This window comes from Sphingomonas sp. LaA6.9 (genome assembly GCF_022601895.1).
Taxonomy (GTDB): domain Bacteria; phylum Pseudomonadota; class Alphaproteobacteria; order Sphingomonadales; family Sphingomonadaceae; genus Sphingobium_A.
Genome location: NZ_JAKVIO010000007.1, coordinates 69,813 through 84,142, shown reverse-complemented (window position 1 = coordinate 84,142; position 14,330 = coordinate 69,813). Strand labels below are relative to the sequence as shown.

Annotated in this window: 13 protein-coding genes; 5 read left to right on the top strand and 8 right to left on the bottom strand. The window is 64.9% G+C overall.

The annotated features are described in order from the left end of the window. The first annotated feature begins 2 nt into the window (after window positions 1-2). Genes MKI88_RS05660 through MKI88_RS05645 form a run of 4 tightly spaced genes read left to right on the top strand, consistent with a single transcriptional unit; the run spans window position 3 to window position 5,383 of the window. Window positions 3-1,730 (top strand): ATP-binding cassette domain-containing protein, encoded by a 1,728-nt coding sequence (locus MKI88_RS05660; RefSeq protein ID WP_241629988.1) that lies wholly within the window; start codon window positions 3-5, stop codon window positions 1,728-1,730. Further along, window positions 1,727-2,860, top strand: coding sequence for an ABC transporter permease (locus tag MKI88_RS05655; protein WP_241629987.1), 1,134 nt, complete (start codon window positions 1,727-1,729; stop codon window positions 2,858-2,860). The genes MKI88_RS05660 and MKI88_RS05655 overlap by 4 nt, the downstream gene beginning before the upstream one ends. Beyond that, a complete protein-coding gene (locus MKI88_RS05650; protein WP_241629986.1) occupies window positions 2,857-3,966 on the top strand; it encodes an ABC transporter permease in 1,110 nt (369 codons plus the stop codon). Before MKI88_RS05655 ends, MKI88_RS05650 begins: the two co-directional genes overlap by 4 nt. 4 nt (window positions 3,967-3,970) lie before the next feature. Beyond that, complete coding sequence (locus tag MKI88_RS05645; protein WP_241629985.1) at window positions 3,971-5,383, top strand: efflux transporter outer membrane subunit; 1,413 nt, start codon at window positions 3,971-3,973, stop codon at window positions 5,381-5,383. A 121-nt stretch (window positions 5,384-5,504) separates the two neighbouring features. Here the strand turns inward: MKI88_RS05645 and MKI88_RS05640 are convergent, their stop codons facing one another. Continuing rightward, window positions 5,505-6,614: a helix-turn-helix transcriptional regulator gene (locus MKI88_RS05640; RefSeq protein WP_241629984.1), complete on the bottom strand. Its 1,110-nt coding sequence runs from the start codon at window positions 6,612-6,614 to the stop codon at window positions 5,505-5,507. A gap of 229 nt (window positions 6,615-6,843) precedes the next feature. Continuing rightward, window positions 6,844-7,527, bottom strand: coding sequence for an alpha/beta hydrolase (locus MKI88_RS05635; RefSeq protein WP_241629983.1), 684 nt, complete (start codon window positions 7,525-7,527; stop codon window positions 6,844-6,846). A gap of 294 nt (window positions 7,528-7,821) precedes the next feature. Here MKI88_RS05635 and chrA point away from each other — a divergent pair, with 294 nt between their 5' ends. Then, window positions 7,822-9,129 carry a chromate efflux transporter gene (chrA, locus tag MKI88_RS05630; RefSeq protein ID WP_241629982.1) on the top strand — a complete coding sequence of 436 codons (1,308 nt, stop codon included), beginning with the start codon at window positions 7,822-7,824 and terminating at the stop codon, window positions 9,127-9,129. Window positions 9,130-9,133: 4 nt separating this feature from the next. Here the strand turns inward: chrA and MKI88_RS05625 are convergent, their stop codons facing one another. Genes MKI88_RS05625 through MKI88_RS05600 form a run of 6 tightly spaced genes read right to left on the bottom strand, consistent with a single transcriptional unit; the run spans window position 9,134 to window position 14,223 of the window. Continuing rightward, window positions 9,134-9,805 (bottom strand): cytochrome c family protein, encoded by a 672-nt coding sequence (locus tag MKI88_RS05625; protein ID WP_241629981.1) that lies wholly within the window; start codon window positions 9,803-9,805, stop codon window positions 9,134-9,136. A 1-nt stretch (window position 9,806) separates the two neighbouring features. After that, a complete protein-coding gene (locus MKI88_RS05620; protein WP_241629980.1) occupies window positions 9,807-10,184 on the bottom strand; it encodes a cytochrome C oxidase subunit IV family protein in 378 nt (125 codons plus the stop codon). A 10-nt stretch (window positions 10,185-10,194) separates the two neighbouring features. Continuing rightward, entirely contained in the window at window positions 10,195-10,893 is a 699-nt protein-coding gene (locus MKI88_RS05615) for a heme-copper oxidase subunit III family protein (protein WP_241629979.1), read from the bottom strand. An 11-nt stretch (window positions 10,894-10,904) separates the two neighbouring features. Further along, window positions 10,905-11,615 (bottom strand): heme-copper oxidase subunit III, encoded by a 711-nt coding sequence (locus MKI88_RS05610; protein WP_241629978.1) that lies wholly within the window; start codon window positions 11,613-11,615, stop codon window positions 10,905-10,907. After that, entirely contained in the window at window positions 11,612-13,348 is a 1,737-nt protein-coding gene (locus MKI88_RS05605) for a cbb3-type cytochrome c oxidase subunit I (RefSeq protein WP_241629977.1), read from the bottom strand. Before MKI88_RS05605 ends, MKI88_RS05610 begins: the two co-directional genes overlap by 4 nt. After that, window positions 13,348-14,223: a cytochrome c oxidase subunit II gene (locus MKI88_RS05600; RefSeq protein ID WP_241629976.1), complete on the bottom strand. Its 876-nt coding sequence runs from the start codon at window positions 14,221-14,223 to the stop codon at window positions 13,348-13,350. Before MKI88_RS05600 ends, MKI88_RS05605 begins: the two co-directional genes overlap by 1 nt. Window positions 14,224-14,330 lie beyond the last annotated feature (107 nt).

Below are 14,330 nucleotides of genomic sequence, written 5' to 3'. Positions count from 1 at the left end.
CGGTGGAGACCGTCGCCAGCGCGCGCGGCGTCGTCAAGCGCTTCGCTCCCGGTACGCCGCCGGCGCTCGACGGCGTCGATATCGACATCGTCGCGGGCAGGATGACGGGGCTGGTCGGTCCTGATGGTGCTGGCAAGACCACGCTTATCCGTCTGCTCTGCGGATTGCTCGACGCCGACGCCGGCGAGGTGATCGCGCTTGGCCAGCCTGCGACCGCCTGCGACCGTTCGATGATCGGTTACATGCCGCAGCGCTTCGGCCTTTACGAGGATCTGAGCGTCATCGAGAATTTGACGCTCTACGCCGATCTGCGCGGCCTGCCCGCCGAAGAGCGCGACGCTAGTTTTCGCCGCCTTCTCGATTTCACCGATCTCGAGCGCTTCCGCCTACGTCTCGCGGGCAAGCTTTCGGGTGGCATGAAACAGAAGCTGGGCCTGGCCTGTGCGCTGATCCGCGCGCCGCGCCTGCTGCTGCTCGACGAACCGGGGGTCGGCGTCGACCCGGTTTCCCGGCGTGAGCTCTGGGCGATGGTCAAGGCGCTGACCGGCGAGGGTATGGGCGTGCTCTGGTCCACCGCCTATCTCGACGAGGCCGAGAAGTGCGACACCGTCTTCCTGCTCAATGACGGCAAGCTGCTCTATCAGGGACCGCCCGACGCGCTCACCGCCCGGGTCGAAGGTCGCACCTTCCGCATGTTCACCGGGGCGGAGGGACGCCGCGAGTTGCTCGAGCGCGCGCTCGACCGCGACGATGTCACCGACGGCACGATCCAGGGCGCCTCGCTCCGGCTCGTCATGAAAGCGGGGACCAGGCCGCCCACGCCGCACGTGCTCGGAGCGCCGGCCGACGCGCATGTCGATCGCGCGCCCCCACGCTTCGAGGACAGCTTCGTCGATATCCTCGGCGGCGGGCCTTCGGGCACGAGCGCGCTGGCCGCACATTATCGCACCATTCCCGAAACCGACGAGCCCGCGATCGTCGCCGATCGCCTCACCAGGCGCTTCGGCGATTTCACCGCCTCGCACGACATCACCTTCTCGATTCCGCGTGGACAGATTTTCGGGCTGTTGGGCCCCAATGGCGCGGGCAAGTCGACCACTTTCAAGATGCTCTGCGGGCTGCTCACGCCGACCTCGGGCAACGGGGAGGTTGCGGGATACGACCTCAGGACCGCGCGCGCCGATGCGCGCCAGCAGCTTGGCTATATGGCGCAGAAATTCTCGCTCTATGGCGATCTCAGCGTTCGCCAGAATCTCGATTTCTTCTCGGGTGTCTATGGCCTGACCGGCTCAGAACAGAGCGAGGCGATCGAGCGCGTCACTGAAATCTTCCACCTGCGCGACTATCTGGGCACCAACAGCGGGATGATGCCGCTGGGCTTCAAGCAGCGCCTCGCGCTTGCCTGCGCGGTGATGCACGAGCCGCCGGTGCTCTTCCTCGACGAGCCCACATCGGGCGTCGATCCCATCGTCCGCCGCGAATTCTGGACGCATATCAATGGCCTTGTCGAACGCGGCGTCACCGTGCTCGTCACCACGCACTTCATGGACGAGGCCGAATATTGCGATCGCATCGCACTCATCTACCGCGCCGAGGAGATCGCGATCGGCACCCCCGATGAGCTCAAGGCGCGCGTCGCCGCCGAGGCGGGCATCGAGGACCCCACGATGGAGGACGCCTTCATCGCGCTGATCGAACAGTCCGACCGGCTCCGCGAGGAGGCTGCATGAGCGCACGCTTCGATCGCCGCCGCTTCCACGCGATGCTGGTCAAGGAGTCGCTGCAGATCGTGCGCGATCCCTCCACCTTCCTGATCGCGTTCGTGCTGCCGCTGCTGCTGCTCTTCCTGTTCGGATATGGCGTATCGCTCGACACGACGCGCACGCGCATCGGTCTTGCGCTTCAGGATTCAAGCGCGCCCGCGCTCAGTCTCGCCTCGGCCTATCGCAACTCACCCTGGTTCGAGGTGAAGGAAGCACGTGACGTCCACACGCTGAAGGACGATCTCGTCGCGGGCCGGGTACGCGGCATCGTCGTCATCCCATCCGATTTCGGCGAAAAGGCCGCACGATCACGGGGCAATGCCGCGATCCAGATCGTCACCGACGGCGCGCTCCCCAACACCGCGGGCTTCGTCGCCGCCTATGCCGAGGGCGTCCGCGCCAACTGGGCGATGGCACAGGCGGCCGAGCGCGGCACAAAGCCCCCCGCCCCTCCCATCCAGATCGCCAGCCGCTTCTGGTTCAACCCCGAACTGGCCAGCCGCTACTTCCTCGTTCCCGGTGCGATCGCGATCGTGATGACGATGATCGGCACGTTGCTCACCGCGCTCGTCGTCGCGCGCGAATGGGAGCGCGGGACGATGGAGGCGATCATGGCGACGCCGGTCGGCATGGGTGAATTCCTCGCCACCAAGGTCATCCCCTATTTCCTGCTCGGCCTCGGCTCGATGACCTTGTGCACGCTGCTCGCGATCTTCGTGTTCGGCGTGCCCTTTCGCGGCTCGCCGTTCGCGCTGCTGGTGATTGCATCGGCCTTTCTGGTGCCGGCGCTCGGCCAGGGACTGCTCATATCGGCGGCAACAAAGAACCAGTTCGTGTCATCGCAGGTCGCGCTCATCACGGGCTTCCTGCCCTCGATGCTGCTCTCGGGCTTCCTGTTCGAGATTTCGTCGATGCCCACATGGATCCAGTATCTGACCTATGCGGTTCCCGCACGCTATCTCATCCCGCCGCTCCAGACCGTGTTCGTGGCCGGCGACATCTGGAGCCTCTTCCTCCCCAACATGGCAGCGATGCTGGGCTTCGGCCTCCTGTTCTTCACGCTGGCGGTGCGCGCCACGCGCCGGAGGATCGCATGAGCCCGAAATTCGCCCGCATTCGCGCCATCATCGTCAAGGAACTGCTCGCGGTGCTCCGCGATCCGCACGCGCGCATCGTGCTGGTCGTGCCGCCGCTGATCCAGCTGATCCTGTTCAGCTTCGCGACGACGCTCGAGGTCAAGAATATCGACATCGCCATCTATGATCGCGACAGCGGCGTCTGGAGCCAGGAGTTCACCCAGCGCCTTGCAGGCAGTCCCAATGTCCGCCGCATCGTTCCGGTCCGCTCGCCGCAGGAATTCCGCCGTGTTATCGATACGCGCAAGGTGATCGCCGCGATCGCCTTTGACGAGAATTTCAGCCGTGACGTTGCCGCGGGCCGCCCTGCAACGATCCCGGCGGTATTCGACGGCCGCCGCTCCAACGCCGCGCAGATCGTCGCGGGCTATCTCGACCGTATCGCCGCCGACACCGGCGCCAGCATCCGTCCCTCTGCCACCCCCATGGGCCAGTCGCTCGTCACCCACTGGTTCAACCCCAATCTCGATTATCTCTGGTTCACCATGCCCGCGCTGATCGTGATCATCGGCGCGGTCTCGGCGCTTGCGGTGACCGCCCAGTCGGTCGCACGCGAACGCGAGCTCGGCACCTTCGACCAGCTCATGGTCTCGCCGCTGCGCGTCCACGAGATACTGATCGGCAAGATGGTCGCGCCGCTGCTTGTCGGGCTGTTCAACGGGACGCTGTATCTCGCGGTCATCCCGACGATCTTCGGGGTGCCGCTGACCGGATCTATCCTGCTCTTCTATCTGGCGCTGATCTTCTACCTGCTCGCGCTGATCGGGCTCGGCATGCTGATCTCGTCGATGTCGCAGACGCAGCAACAGGCCTTTCTCGGCATGTTCCTCGTCAGCGTGCCCGCAATACTGCTTTCGGGCTATGCCAGTCCCGTCGACAACATGCCCGGCTGGCTCCAGATGATCTCGCTGGCCAATCCGCCGCGGCACTTCCTCGTCGTCACCGAAGGCGTGTTCCTGAAGGCGATGCCCGCGGCCGATGTTCTGTCCAATATCTGGCCGCTGATGCTGATCGCCGCCGTCACGCTTACGGCTTCATCCATCCTCTTCCGTTCGCGCATGGAGTGACCTGATGTCTCCCCGCCTCGCCCTGTCTCTTCCCCTCCTTGCTCTCGCCGCCTGCACGGTCGGTCCGGACTATGCGCGTCCCGCCGATATCCCATCGGGGCAATGGCTTGCGCCCGCGGACAGCGCGGCGGTGGACACCGACTGGTGGCGCTCGCTGAACGACCCGCTCCTCACCGAGCTCGTCGACCAGGCCGTGGCGCGCAATCTCGACCTCAGGGAAGCCGAAGCGCGCCTGCGCGAAGCGCGTGCCAATCGCGATGCCACCGCGGGTCAGCGCCTGCCCCAGCTCAACGCCACCGGCTCGATCACACAGGATCAGCTCAGCGAGAACGGCCAGATTCCCCTCGGCAACATTCCCGGCTTCGATCGCGACTTCTCGTTGTTCGAAGCTGGCTTCGACGCCGCGTGGGAGATCGACCTGTGGGGCCGAAATGCGCGCGCGGTCGAGGCCGCGGGCGCGCTAGCTCAGGCCGCCGAGGCGGCGCGCCACGAAACGCTGATGCGCGTCATTGCCGAAGTCGTGCGCAGCTATGCCGATCTGCGCGGCGCGCAGGCGCGACTGGCAAGTGCCACCAGCGATGCCGAGGCGCAGGAGGGCATCGCGCGCCTCGTCAATGAACGCTACCGCGCGGGTGAGGCTGCGCGCTTCGACTGGCTGCGCGCGGATGCACAGGGAAAATCGACACGCGCCGCGATTGCCGGGATCGATGCTGATGCGAAATCGGCGGCCTGGCGCCTGGCGCTGCTCACCGGCCAGCCACCCGAGGCGCTTGCCGATCGCCTGCTCGCGCCCGCACCCATGCCACAGTGCCCCGCCACCGTCGCGGCGGGCCTGCGCTCGGACCTGCTGCGGCGGCGGCCCGATATCGTCCAGGCCGAACGCGAACTGGCAGCCGCCACCGCGGATGTCGGCGTCGCTAACGCGGACCTCTTCCCGCGCATTTCGCTGCTCGGATCGATCGGCCAGCAGGCGCGCAGCACTGGCGATCTCTTCTCGGGTGGCAGCACGCGCTTCTCGATCGGACCCAGCCTGCACTGGCCCATTTTTTCGGGCGGCACCATTCGCGCCAATATCCGCGCCGCCAATGCAGGCGCCGATGCCTCCGCCGCGCGCTATGAGCGCGCCGTACTAACCGCGCTTTCGGACAGCGAGACCGCGCTCAACCGCTATGCAGCCGCGCAGCTTACGCGCGCCCAGCGCGAGGCTGCACGCGGCCAGACCGCCGAAGCACTCGACCTTGCACGCCAGCGTTTTCGCGCAGGCGAGGACGACCTGATCGTCCTGCTCGACGCGCAATCGGCCTATAGCGCGGCCGAGCGCCTGAGCATCGACGCGCGCGCCGCCGAGCTTCAGGCACTGGTGTCGCTCTACAAGGCGCTGGGCGGCGGCTGGGAGTCCGTGCCGCCGGCCGGCTGAACTGGTGCGTCGATAGAGACGCCGGCTTCGAAACACCCGTCGATAAACTACGAGAGGTGTTGCGATGACCTGTTGAACCCGCCGGTCGAACCCGGTCATTCGAATTTTATGAGATCACGCCCTAGCGCCCCACCAGCGACACCAGTCGCACCAGTGCCGACTGACGGTTGGTCCCGGTCTTGCTGAAGATATTGCGCAGATGGACGCGCGCGGTCTCGCGGCTGATCGCGAGTTCGTCGGCAATCTCGGCGAGATCGTGCCCGCTGGCGAGACGCGCCGTTATCAGTGCCTCTCGGCGCGTCAGCCCGAATGCCTGCTGGAGCAACGCGCCATCGGCGAGCTTCTGGTCTGCATCGACGACGAACACGAGCGCTGCGGCGCGATAGCCGGCAAGGAAGCGCTGTTCGAACGAAAGCGGATAGATGTTGAGCATCATGCGCCTGCCATTCGCGCATGTCAGCGCCAGTGCGCCGGGTTTGAGGATGCGCTGCGAAACCGCGTCCGCGACGAACTGGCACAGCATGTGATCGCGGTCGGCGGCGACTGCACGGATTCGCCCGGCCGACACAAGCAGCGGATCGCCCTTGTGGATCACCTCCTCGAACGGAGCGGTCATTCGGAGCACGCGTCCGCGCTCGTCGAGCATCGCGGCAATGTTCCCGGTGTGCGAAAGCGCCCCCTCCCAATAGGAATCGGTCAGTGCGTCGGCATGGGTGAAACCCAGCCGGAGCGCAGGTGTCAGGATGTTCTGGAGACTGACCATCCGCGCACGGTCGGCCGCGCAGGCATGGCCTGTCGAACGCGTCCGGTGCAGGGAAAGCCCCACGGTGATGTCAGGTGAAATGTCCTCGGCAAAGGAAAGATGATGCCGGCTGCCGAGCCGCGCCTCCTGCCAGCGCAGATATCCGGCGTCCACCGGATCATCCAGGTCGACATGGTCGCCATCGGCAAAGCTTCGCGATCCCGCACTCGTCATCACGACGCGCACCTGCGTATCGCCCGTGCCGGTTTCCTCGACATATTCACGCCATACCCTGTCGATATCGGTGTCGAAGCCCATCATGCCGGCATGAATCATCTCGCCCGAACGTCGATCGACGACGCCCAGGACCGCACCGATAGCGCTGAAGTCGCCCAGCAATGGTTCGATCAGCGCGGCCCAGCGCGCATCATCCACTGCGGCTTCAAGCGCGGCAGCGCGCAACGCAGCCGAATCAAGGCTTTCAAACATTATCGGCCAACGCCCCCTTATGCGTCATCCGCAACCCTTTGCGGGTTAACTATCTTTTTTGCGTCCAAGACGCCAGCAAATGCCATCCTAACCCGTTCGGGTTACAGACTCAAAGTATCGACGCCGGTATTCGGGCTCCGCGACCCGAGGGTGGAGCGACTGGCCTGTTGCCGGAAGCAAAGCCTGAATTTGGGCCCGGCGTCATATGGCGCCGGGCCCATTTTTTTGTTCAGTATCGCGGATCGCCCATTTCGGCGCCGGGGCCGTCGGCGGGCGGATAGAGCGACCAGGGCCCTGCGACCGACCGATCTTCCGGCAGCAATCGCGCGCGGATATTGGCCGCGGCGATCAGGCGATCAAGCAGACGTTGCCCGAACAGCCAGTGCCCGATCCCCGATTCCGCGTTGATATGGCCGAGCTCTCCGACATCGACGAAATGGCTTCCCCAGAACTTCGCCATGCTGTGCGCGCGGTCGATCGCGGCATAGTCGTCATTGCGGCTGGCGACCACGATCGAAGGGAACGGCAGGCTGACCTTGGGCACTGGCCCGAAGCCGCCGAGCGGGCGGCCCAGGTCGCCACGGTCGCAATCGGGCGGTGCGACCAGCAGCGCACCGGCGACGGGCCAGCCATAGGGCTGCCCCTCAAGTGCCGCCCACCATGCGACAGCAAGGCAGCCGAGGCTGTGCGCGCACAGGATCACCGGGGCGGGCGCGGCCTTGATCGCGTGATCGAGCTTGGTCACCCAGACATTGCGCCGCGGGGTGCGCCACATGCCAAGATCGGCACGATCGCAGTCGCCGCGCGTTTCCTCCCATATCGTTTGCCAGTGCGCCGCGCCCGATCCATTGAGCCCGGGAACGGTAAGCACCAGCGGGGTCGTCCCGCGTCCGGCAAAATCGGCTTCCGACATCTTCGCCTCCGTACGATGGGGTGACGGCAGCAATGCAATCGCGGCCTTCCCGAGCAGAGATATATTCAATCATTTTAGTTGACAATAAAGCGGGCGTCCGCTTGTTGTGAAAATGCGGCAGATCGACCGACGCCACTTTGCTCCGGCAAGAGCGTCGCAAGTCGTCGACAGACTTGTCCTTTCGGAATCATGGGCATAGGTTGAGTTATCCGGGGCAAGGCAACCTCCCGGTCAGGCGTTCCCCGCCCAAGCGTTGCGGCATTGTCCGGCTTTGCCGGAAAGGGGAACGTATTCGTGGCGACACCACATTTTTCGGATCTTGTTCGCGTCTTCGGGCGTATCGGCCTGATCAGCTTTGGCGGCCCGGCGGGCCAGATCGCGCTCATGCACCGCGAGGTCGTCGACGAACGCGGCTGGATCGAGGAGGATGCGTATCTGCGCGCCCTCAATTTCTGCCACCTGCTTCCCGGTCCCGAGGCGCAGCAGCTCGCCACCTATGTCGGCTGGCGGTTGCACGGGCTGAAGGGCGGGCTCGCCGCGGGGCTGCTGTTCGTCCTTCCCGGCGCCGTCGTCATGCTCGGGCTTTCGCTCTTGTACGCCTATGCCGCCGGGCTGGGCTGGTTCGACGCGCTGTTCCTCGGCATCAAGGCGGCGGTGCTGGCAATCGTCGTGCAGGCGCTGATCCGCATCGGCAGCCGCGCACTCAACACGCGCTTCAAGGTGGCGCTCGCCGCGCTGTCCTTCGTCGCGCTGTTCTTCTTCGACCTGCCCTTCCCGCTCGTGGTGCTGGGTGCGGGCGCAATCGGCATGGTAGTCGCGGCCGCGCGTCCTGAATGGCTTCGCCTGAAGCCCGTCAACGGCCCGCCGCCACCAGCACGGCGCGGGGCCATGCTCGTCGCATCCTTGCGCGCCGCGCTTGGCTGGGGCGCGGTCTGGGCGGCCCCGATGGTGCTCATCTGGATCATCCTTGGGCCCGATCACACGCTTTTCAGGATCGGCGCCTTCTTCTCGCAGCTCGCCGTGGTCACCTTTGGCGGCGCTTATGCGGTGCTCGCCTATATGGCGCAGGAAGCGGTGCAATCCTATCACTGGCTCTCGGCGGGCGAGATGGCCGATGGGCTGGGGCTGGCGGAGACCACGCCCGGCCCGCTGATCCTCGTCACCCAGTTCGTCGGGTTCCTCGGTGCTTTCCGCGCGCCCGAACCCTTTACCCCGCTCGTTGCCGGGCTCATAGGCGGAGCGTTGACCACTTGGGTCACCTTTGCGCCCTGCTTCCTGTGGATCTTCGCCTTCGCGCCGTGGATCGAGCGGCTCGAACACGCACGCAAGCTTCAGGGCGGGCTCGCCGCACTGACCGCCGCGGTCGTCGGCGTGATCGCCAACCTCACCGTCTGGTTCGCGCACCACGTCCTCTTCGCGCGCGTCGATGAACAGCGTATCGGCGCGGCGCGGCTCTACATCCCCGACTGGACGACGCTTGACGGGAAAGCAGCGTTGCTCGCACTGCTCGCGGCCGCCCTGCTCTTCCGCACCAAGCTCGGCATATTGCGCGTGCTCGGCATCTGCGCGCTTGCGGGGCTCGCGTTCTTGCTCGCGGGCTGAGGCTTCAGGGCGCGGCCTTGGGTGCGGGTCTCGGCACGCCCGCCGAACCCAGACTCCCGAGATAGGCCAGCAGATTGGCGCGGTCCTGCGGTCGACGGATGCCCGCAAAGGCCATCTTGTTGCCGGGGATCGCGCGCGCCGGGCTCGCCAGATAGCGGTCGAGCTCTTCATAGGTCCAGTTGCCCGGATGCGTGCCGATGGCCTGTGAATAGGCAAAGCCGCCATGCGAACCGACATCGCGCCCGACAACGCCCCATAGATTGGGGCCTGTCCGGTCGGCGCCACCCTGTTCGAAGGTGTGGCACGAGGCGCAGACTCCCGCGGCGCTCTTGCCCCTTGCGGGATCGGCGCTGGCAAGAAGCGTGCCTAGATCGGGCGGCGGCGCCGCCGGCGTGGCGGTTGCCGCGTCCGCGGATGGCAAGGGCACGCCGCCGCGATCGACGACGCGCATGAAGCCCGCAAGCCGGTTATGATCGCCGGGCTCGTTCAACCCCGCGGGCCAGCTGCGCTGGAGCGCGGCGAGATCGACCGGCTGGGCGAGATCAGCGGGTTTGTAGGCGGGGCTGCCCGGATAGGAGACCCCGACGAGCCGGTCGGCCAGCCAGCCGCCGCCAAGGGCGACGACCAGCGCCATGCCGACCGCCGCACCGATCTTAGTCCATTCCCAACCGTCCATGTCAGCCGCCCCAGTCGAGGAAGACGATACGCGTCCACAAGGTATAGTCGGACTCGATGAGCATCAGCCCGACCAGCGTCGCGAGGCACAATGGCGGCACAAGGATCGCATAGACCAGCGCCAGCCTCTCCCACGCCATGTGCATGAAAATCGCCACGATCAGCCCCGCCTTTAGCAGCATGAAGGTGATGATCAGCACCCAGCGCATGATCCCGTGCACCTGGAAGTAATCGACCATGTACGACATCGCGCTGAGCACGAAGAGATAGCCCCAGACCTTGAGATAGACACCGATCGGATGCTGCTGCCCGCTGGCGTGCGCGCCGGCGTCCGGTGTCGCAACGTGCGCCGGAATATCGTGCGTGGTCGCGTGGTTCATGGCCAGCCCCTCACCAGAGATAGAAGAACGCGAAGATGAAGACCCAGACAAGGTCGACGAAGTGCCAGTAGAGCCCTGCAATCTCGACCGCCGCATAGTCGCCGCTACGGTCGTAATGGCCGCGAAGCACCTTGGAGGCCACGACCAGCAGCATGATCACCCCCGCCGAGACGTGGAGCCCGTGAAATCCGGTGATCATGAAGAAGGAGGCGCCGAATTGCGCCGCGCCCATCGGGTTGCCCCATGGCCGCACGCCCTCATGGATCAGCTTTGTCCATTCGAACGCCTGCATGCCAACGAACGTCGCGCCGAGCAGTGCAGTCGCGAACATGAGCGCCGCGGTCGTTCTGCGATCGCGCTTGTATCCAAAGTTGACCGCCATCGCCATCGTGCCGCTCGACGAGATCAGGACGAAGGTCATGATCGCGATCAGGATCAAGGGGATGCTATTGCCCGCGATCGTCAGCGCGAAGACCTCGCTGGCATTGGGCCAGGGCTCGGTGACCGAGGCGCGCATCGTCATGTACGAGGTCAGGAAGCAGGAGAAGATGAAAGTGTCGGAGAGGAGGAAGATCCACATCATGGCCTTCCCCCAATGAACCGACTTGAACACCTCCTGATCGGCCGACCAGTCGGACGCGACTTCGCGCAGCCCCTCCAGCACGGGGTCGGCAGCGGGATCGGCCTTGGTCACAATCTCATGTGCCATGCGTCGTTTCCTCAGGTCATCAGCAGCAGCCCGAACATCACGAACCAGACGAGCAACAGGAAATGCCAGTAGCGCGCGCACAGCCTGACCGAGGACGCGACTGCCGCAGCGCTGCTACCGCGCAGCACGCGCACGCTGGTCCGCCCCCAGGCCACGAGCCCGCCGATTATGTGGAGCCCGTGCAGCGCGGTGATGAGATAGAAAAAGGCAACCGCGGGATTGCCCGTGACAAGCGGCCCCGGCGGCGGCGCCAGCGGATTGTCGACCGCGGTGCAGAGCTCCGAATGAAGCGCGAGGAAGTGCCCCGCGGTGTCGAGCTGGCGCCATACGGTGATCTGCCCAGCAAGGAATGCGAGCGCGAGCAGGCCGCCCGCGATGAACCATATCGTGAGTGTGCGCACGTTCCCCTTGTGCGCCGCTACTATGGCCGCGTGCAGCGCAAGGCTGCTCAGCACGAGCACGGCAGTGTTGACCCACAGCAGCGGCGGTTCAGCCAGCCGCGCCCAGTCGGCGGCACCGTGCCCGATCGGGCCATGCGCGCCCATGCGCATCAGATAGGCCGACGCGACGAGCGCGAACAGCGCGGCGACCACGCCCAGGAACACGCCGAGGAAGACCCCTGCATCGGCCGCGCGACGCTCGGCATCCTCCTTCACATCGGTGCGCGTCCCGATTCCCGGTGACAGCCAGGGCTTGTCGGTCAGGGCGCCGAACATGCTCATGAGCGATGCTCCTCGCCCGCGGGCGGCTCGTTCTGCGGGATGAAGTCCCTTGGCGCACCGGGGACGCTATAGTCATAGGCCCAGCGATAGACGACGGGGAGCTTCGGTCCCCAGTTGCCATGGCCGGGCGGTGTTTCGGGCGTCTGCCATTCGAGCGAGGTCGCCCCCCACGGGTTGGGATCGGCTCTGGGACCGCGGAACAGGCTCCAGAACATGTTCCAGAAGAAGAGCATCTGCGCGACGAACACGATCAGCGCGGCAACGGTGATGGCCTGATTGGCGAGGTGCGCGGAATCGGGGATGAATGCGGTCTCACCCAGCGCATAATAGCGCCGTGGGACGCCGAGAAAGCCGAGATAGTGCATCGGCAGATAGACCGCATAGACGCCGAGGAAGGTGATCCAGAAATGGATCTTGCCCAGCGTTTCGTTCCACATCCGGCCAGTGATCTTGGGATACCAGTGATAGATCGCGCCAAAGATCACGAGGATGGGCGAGACCCCCATCACCATGTGAAAATGGCCGACGACGAAGAAGGTATCGGAAAGCGGCACATCGACGCTGACATTGCCGAGGAACAGCCCGGTCAGCCCGCCATGGATGAAGCTGAAGAGGAAACCGATCGCGAACAGCATCGGCACGCGCAGGTGGATGTCGCCGCGATAGAGCGTCAGCATCCAGTTATAGACCTTGATCGCGGTCGGGATCGCGATGATCAGCGTCGAGGTCGCGAAGAAATAACCGAAATAGGGGTTCATGCCCGAGACGTACATGTGGTGCGCCCAGACGAAGAAGCTGAGCGCGCCGATGATCACGATCGCCCAGACCATCATCCGGTATCCGAAGATGTTCTTGCGCGCATGGACGCTGATGAGGTCGGAGACGATCCCGAATGCGGGCAGCGCGACGATATAGACCTCGGGATGGCCGAAGAACCAGAAGAGGTGCTGGAACAGGATCGGGCTGCCGCCTTCATAGCCGAGTTCCTGTCCCATCGAGATGATCGCGGGCATGAAGAAGCTGGTCCCGGCGATGCGATCGAGCAGCATCATGATCGCGGCGACGAACAGCGCGGGGAAGGCAAGCAGCGCCATGATGCTCGCGATGAAGATACCCCAGACCGAGCAGGGCATCCGCATCAGCGTCATCCCCTTGCAGCGCGCCTGCAGCACCGTCGTCACATAGTTGAGCCCGCCCATCGTGAAGCCGACGATGAACAGCGCCAGCGACACCAGCATCAGGATGATGCCGTACTGGTGGCCCGGCGTGCCCTCGAGGATCGTCTGCGGAGGATAGAGCGTCCAGCCCGCGCCCGTGGGACCGCCCGGCACGAAGAAACTCGCCACGAGCACGAGCACCGCGAGCAGGTACACCCAGTAGCTGAGCATGTTGACGAAGGGGAACACCATGTCCCGCGCGCCCACCATCAGCGGGATCAGGTAGTTGCCGAACCCGCCCAGCAGCAGCGCGGTCAGCAGATAGACCACCATGATCATGCCGTGCATGGTCACGTACTGGAGATACTGGGTCGGCTGGATGAAATCGAAGGTATCGGGAAAGCCCAGCTGCAGCCGCATCAGCGCTGAAAGCACCAGCGCCACGAGCCCGATCGCGATCGCGGTCAGCGAATACTGGATCGCGATGACCTTGTGATCGAGGCTCCAGACATATTTGCCGATCCACGTTTTGGGATGGTGGAGCGGCGTGAGATCGTCGGCGAGTGTCGTTGCCATCAGCGTGTTCCCCCCACCCCAGTTCTCGAATCGCTCGCGCCCGGCGCACTGGCCTGGGCCAGTTGCGCCCCGTCGGTTCCCGCCTCGGCCATGATTTGGCCGAAAGTGGGCTGCTCTCCCAGCCAGCTTCCGAAATCGCGCTCATTGGCAACTATCACCGTGCCGCGCATCACATGGTGCCCCGTTCCGCAAAGCTCGGCGCACAATATCTCGTAAGTGCCCTTCTTCGTCGGGGTCATCCAGAAATAGGTGACGATGCCTGGCACCAGATCCATCTTCGCGCGGAACTGCGGCACGTAGAAATCGTGGAGGACATCTTTCGAGCGCAGCACCATCTTCACGGGCTTGTCGACGGGCAGCCGCAACTCGTTGCCCTCGATCAGCACATCATCACGGCCAAAGGGATCGCGCGGGTTGATGCCGAAAGTGTTTTCAGGGGTCATGTGGCTGACATTGGCGCTGCCGAGCACGCCGTCGGGTCCCGGAAAGCGGAACGCCCATTGCCATTGCTGCCCCGTCGCCTCAACGACGGTCGCGTTCTTGGGCACCGTCACAAATTCGTGCCAGGCGACCAGGCCGGGCGCAAGCATCCCCGCGATCCCGACCGCGGTCCAGAAGGTCAGCCGCTTTTCCAGCTTCGTATTCTCGGGATCGAAATGCGCCTTGTGGCCGGGCCGATTGCGATACCGCACGATCGACCAGGCAATGAACAGGTTGAGCACCACGAACGCGACCGCGCAGATATACAGCGTGACCATCAACGCATCGTCGATAGAGCCCCAGTTGGACGCACGCGGAGTAAGCCACCACGGACTGAACAGGTGAAAGGCGATCGAGCCAAGCACGAGCAGCGCGATTACAATTGCGACAGCCATCCTCTCTCCCGCTGTTGCCGTGGCGCCCGGGATGTCGAGGTGGACCGTTACTGGTTCGCCCCGACACGCGGGAAGCAACCAACTCGTCTTATGAGTCGACTATATAT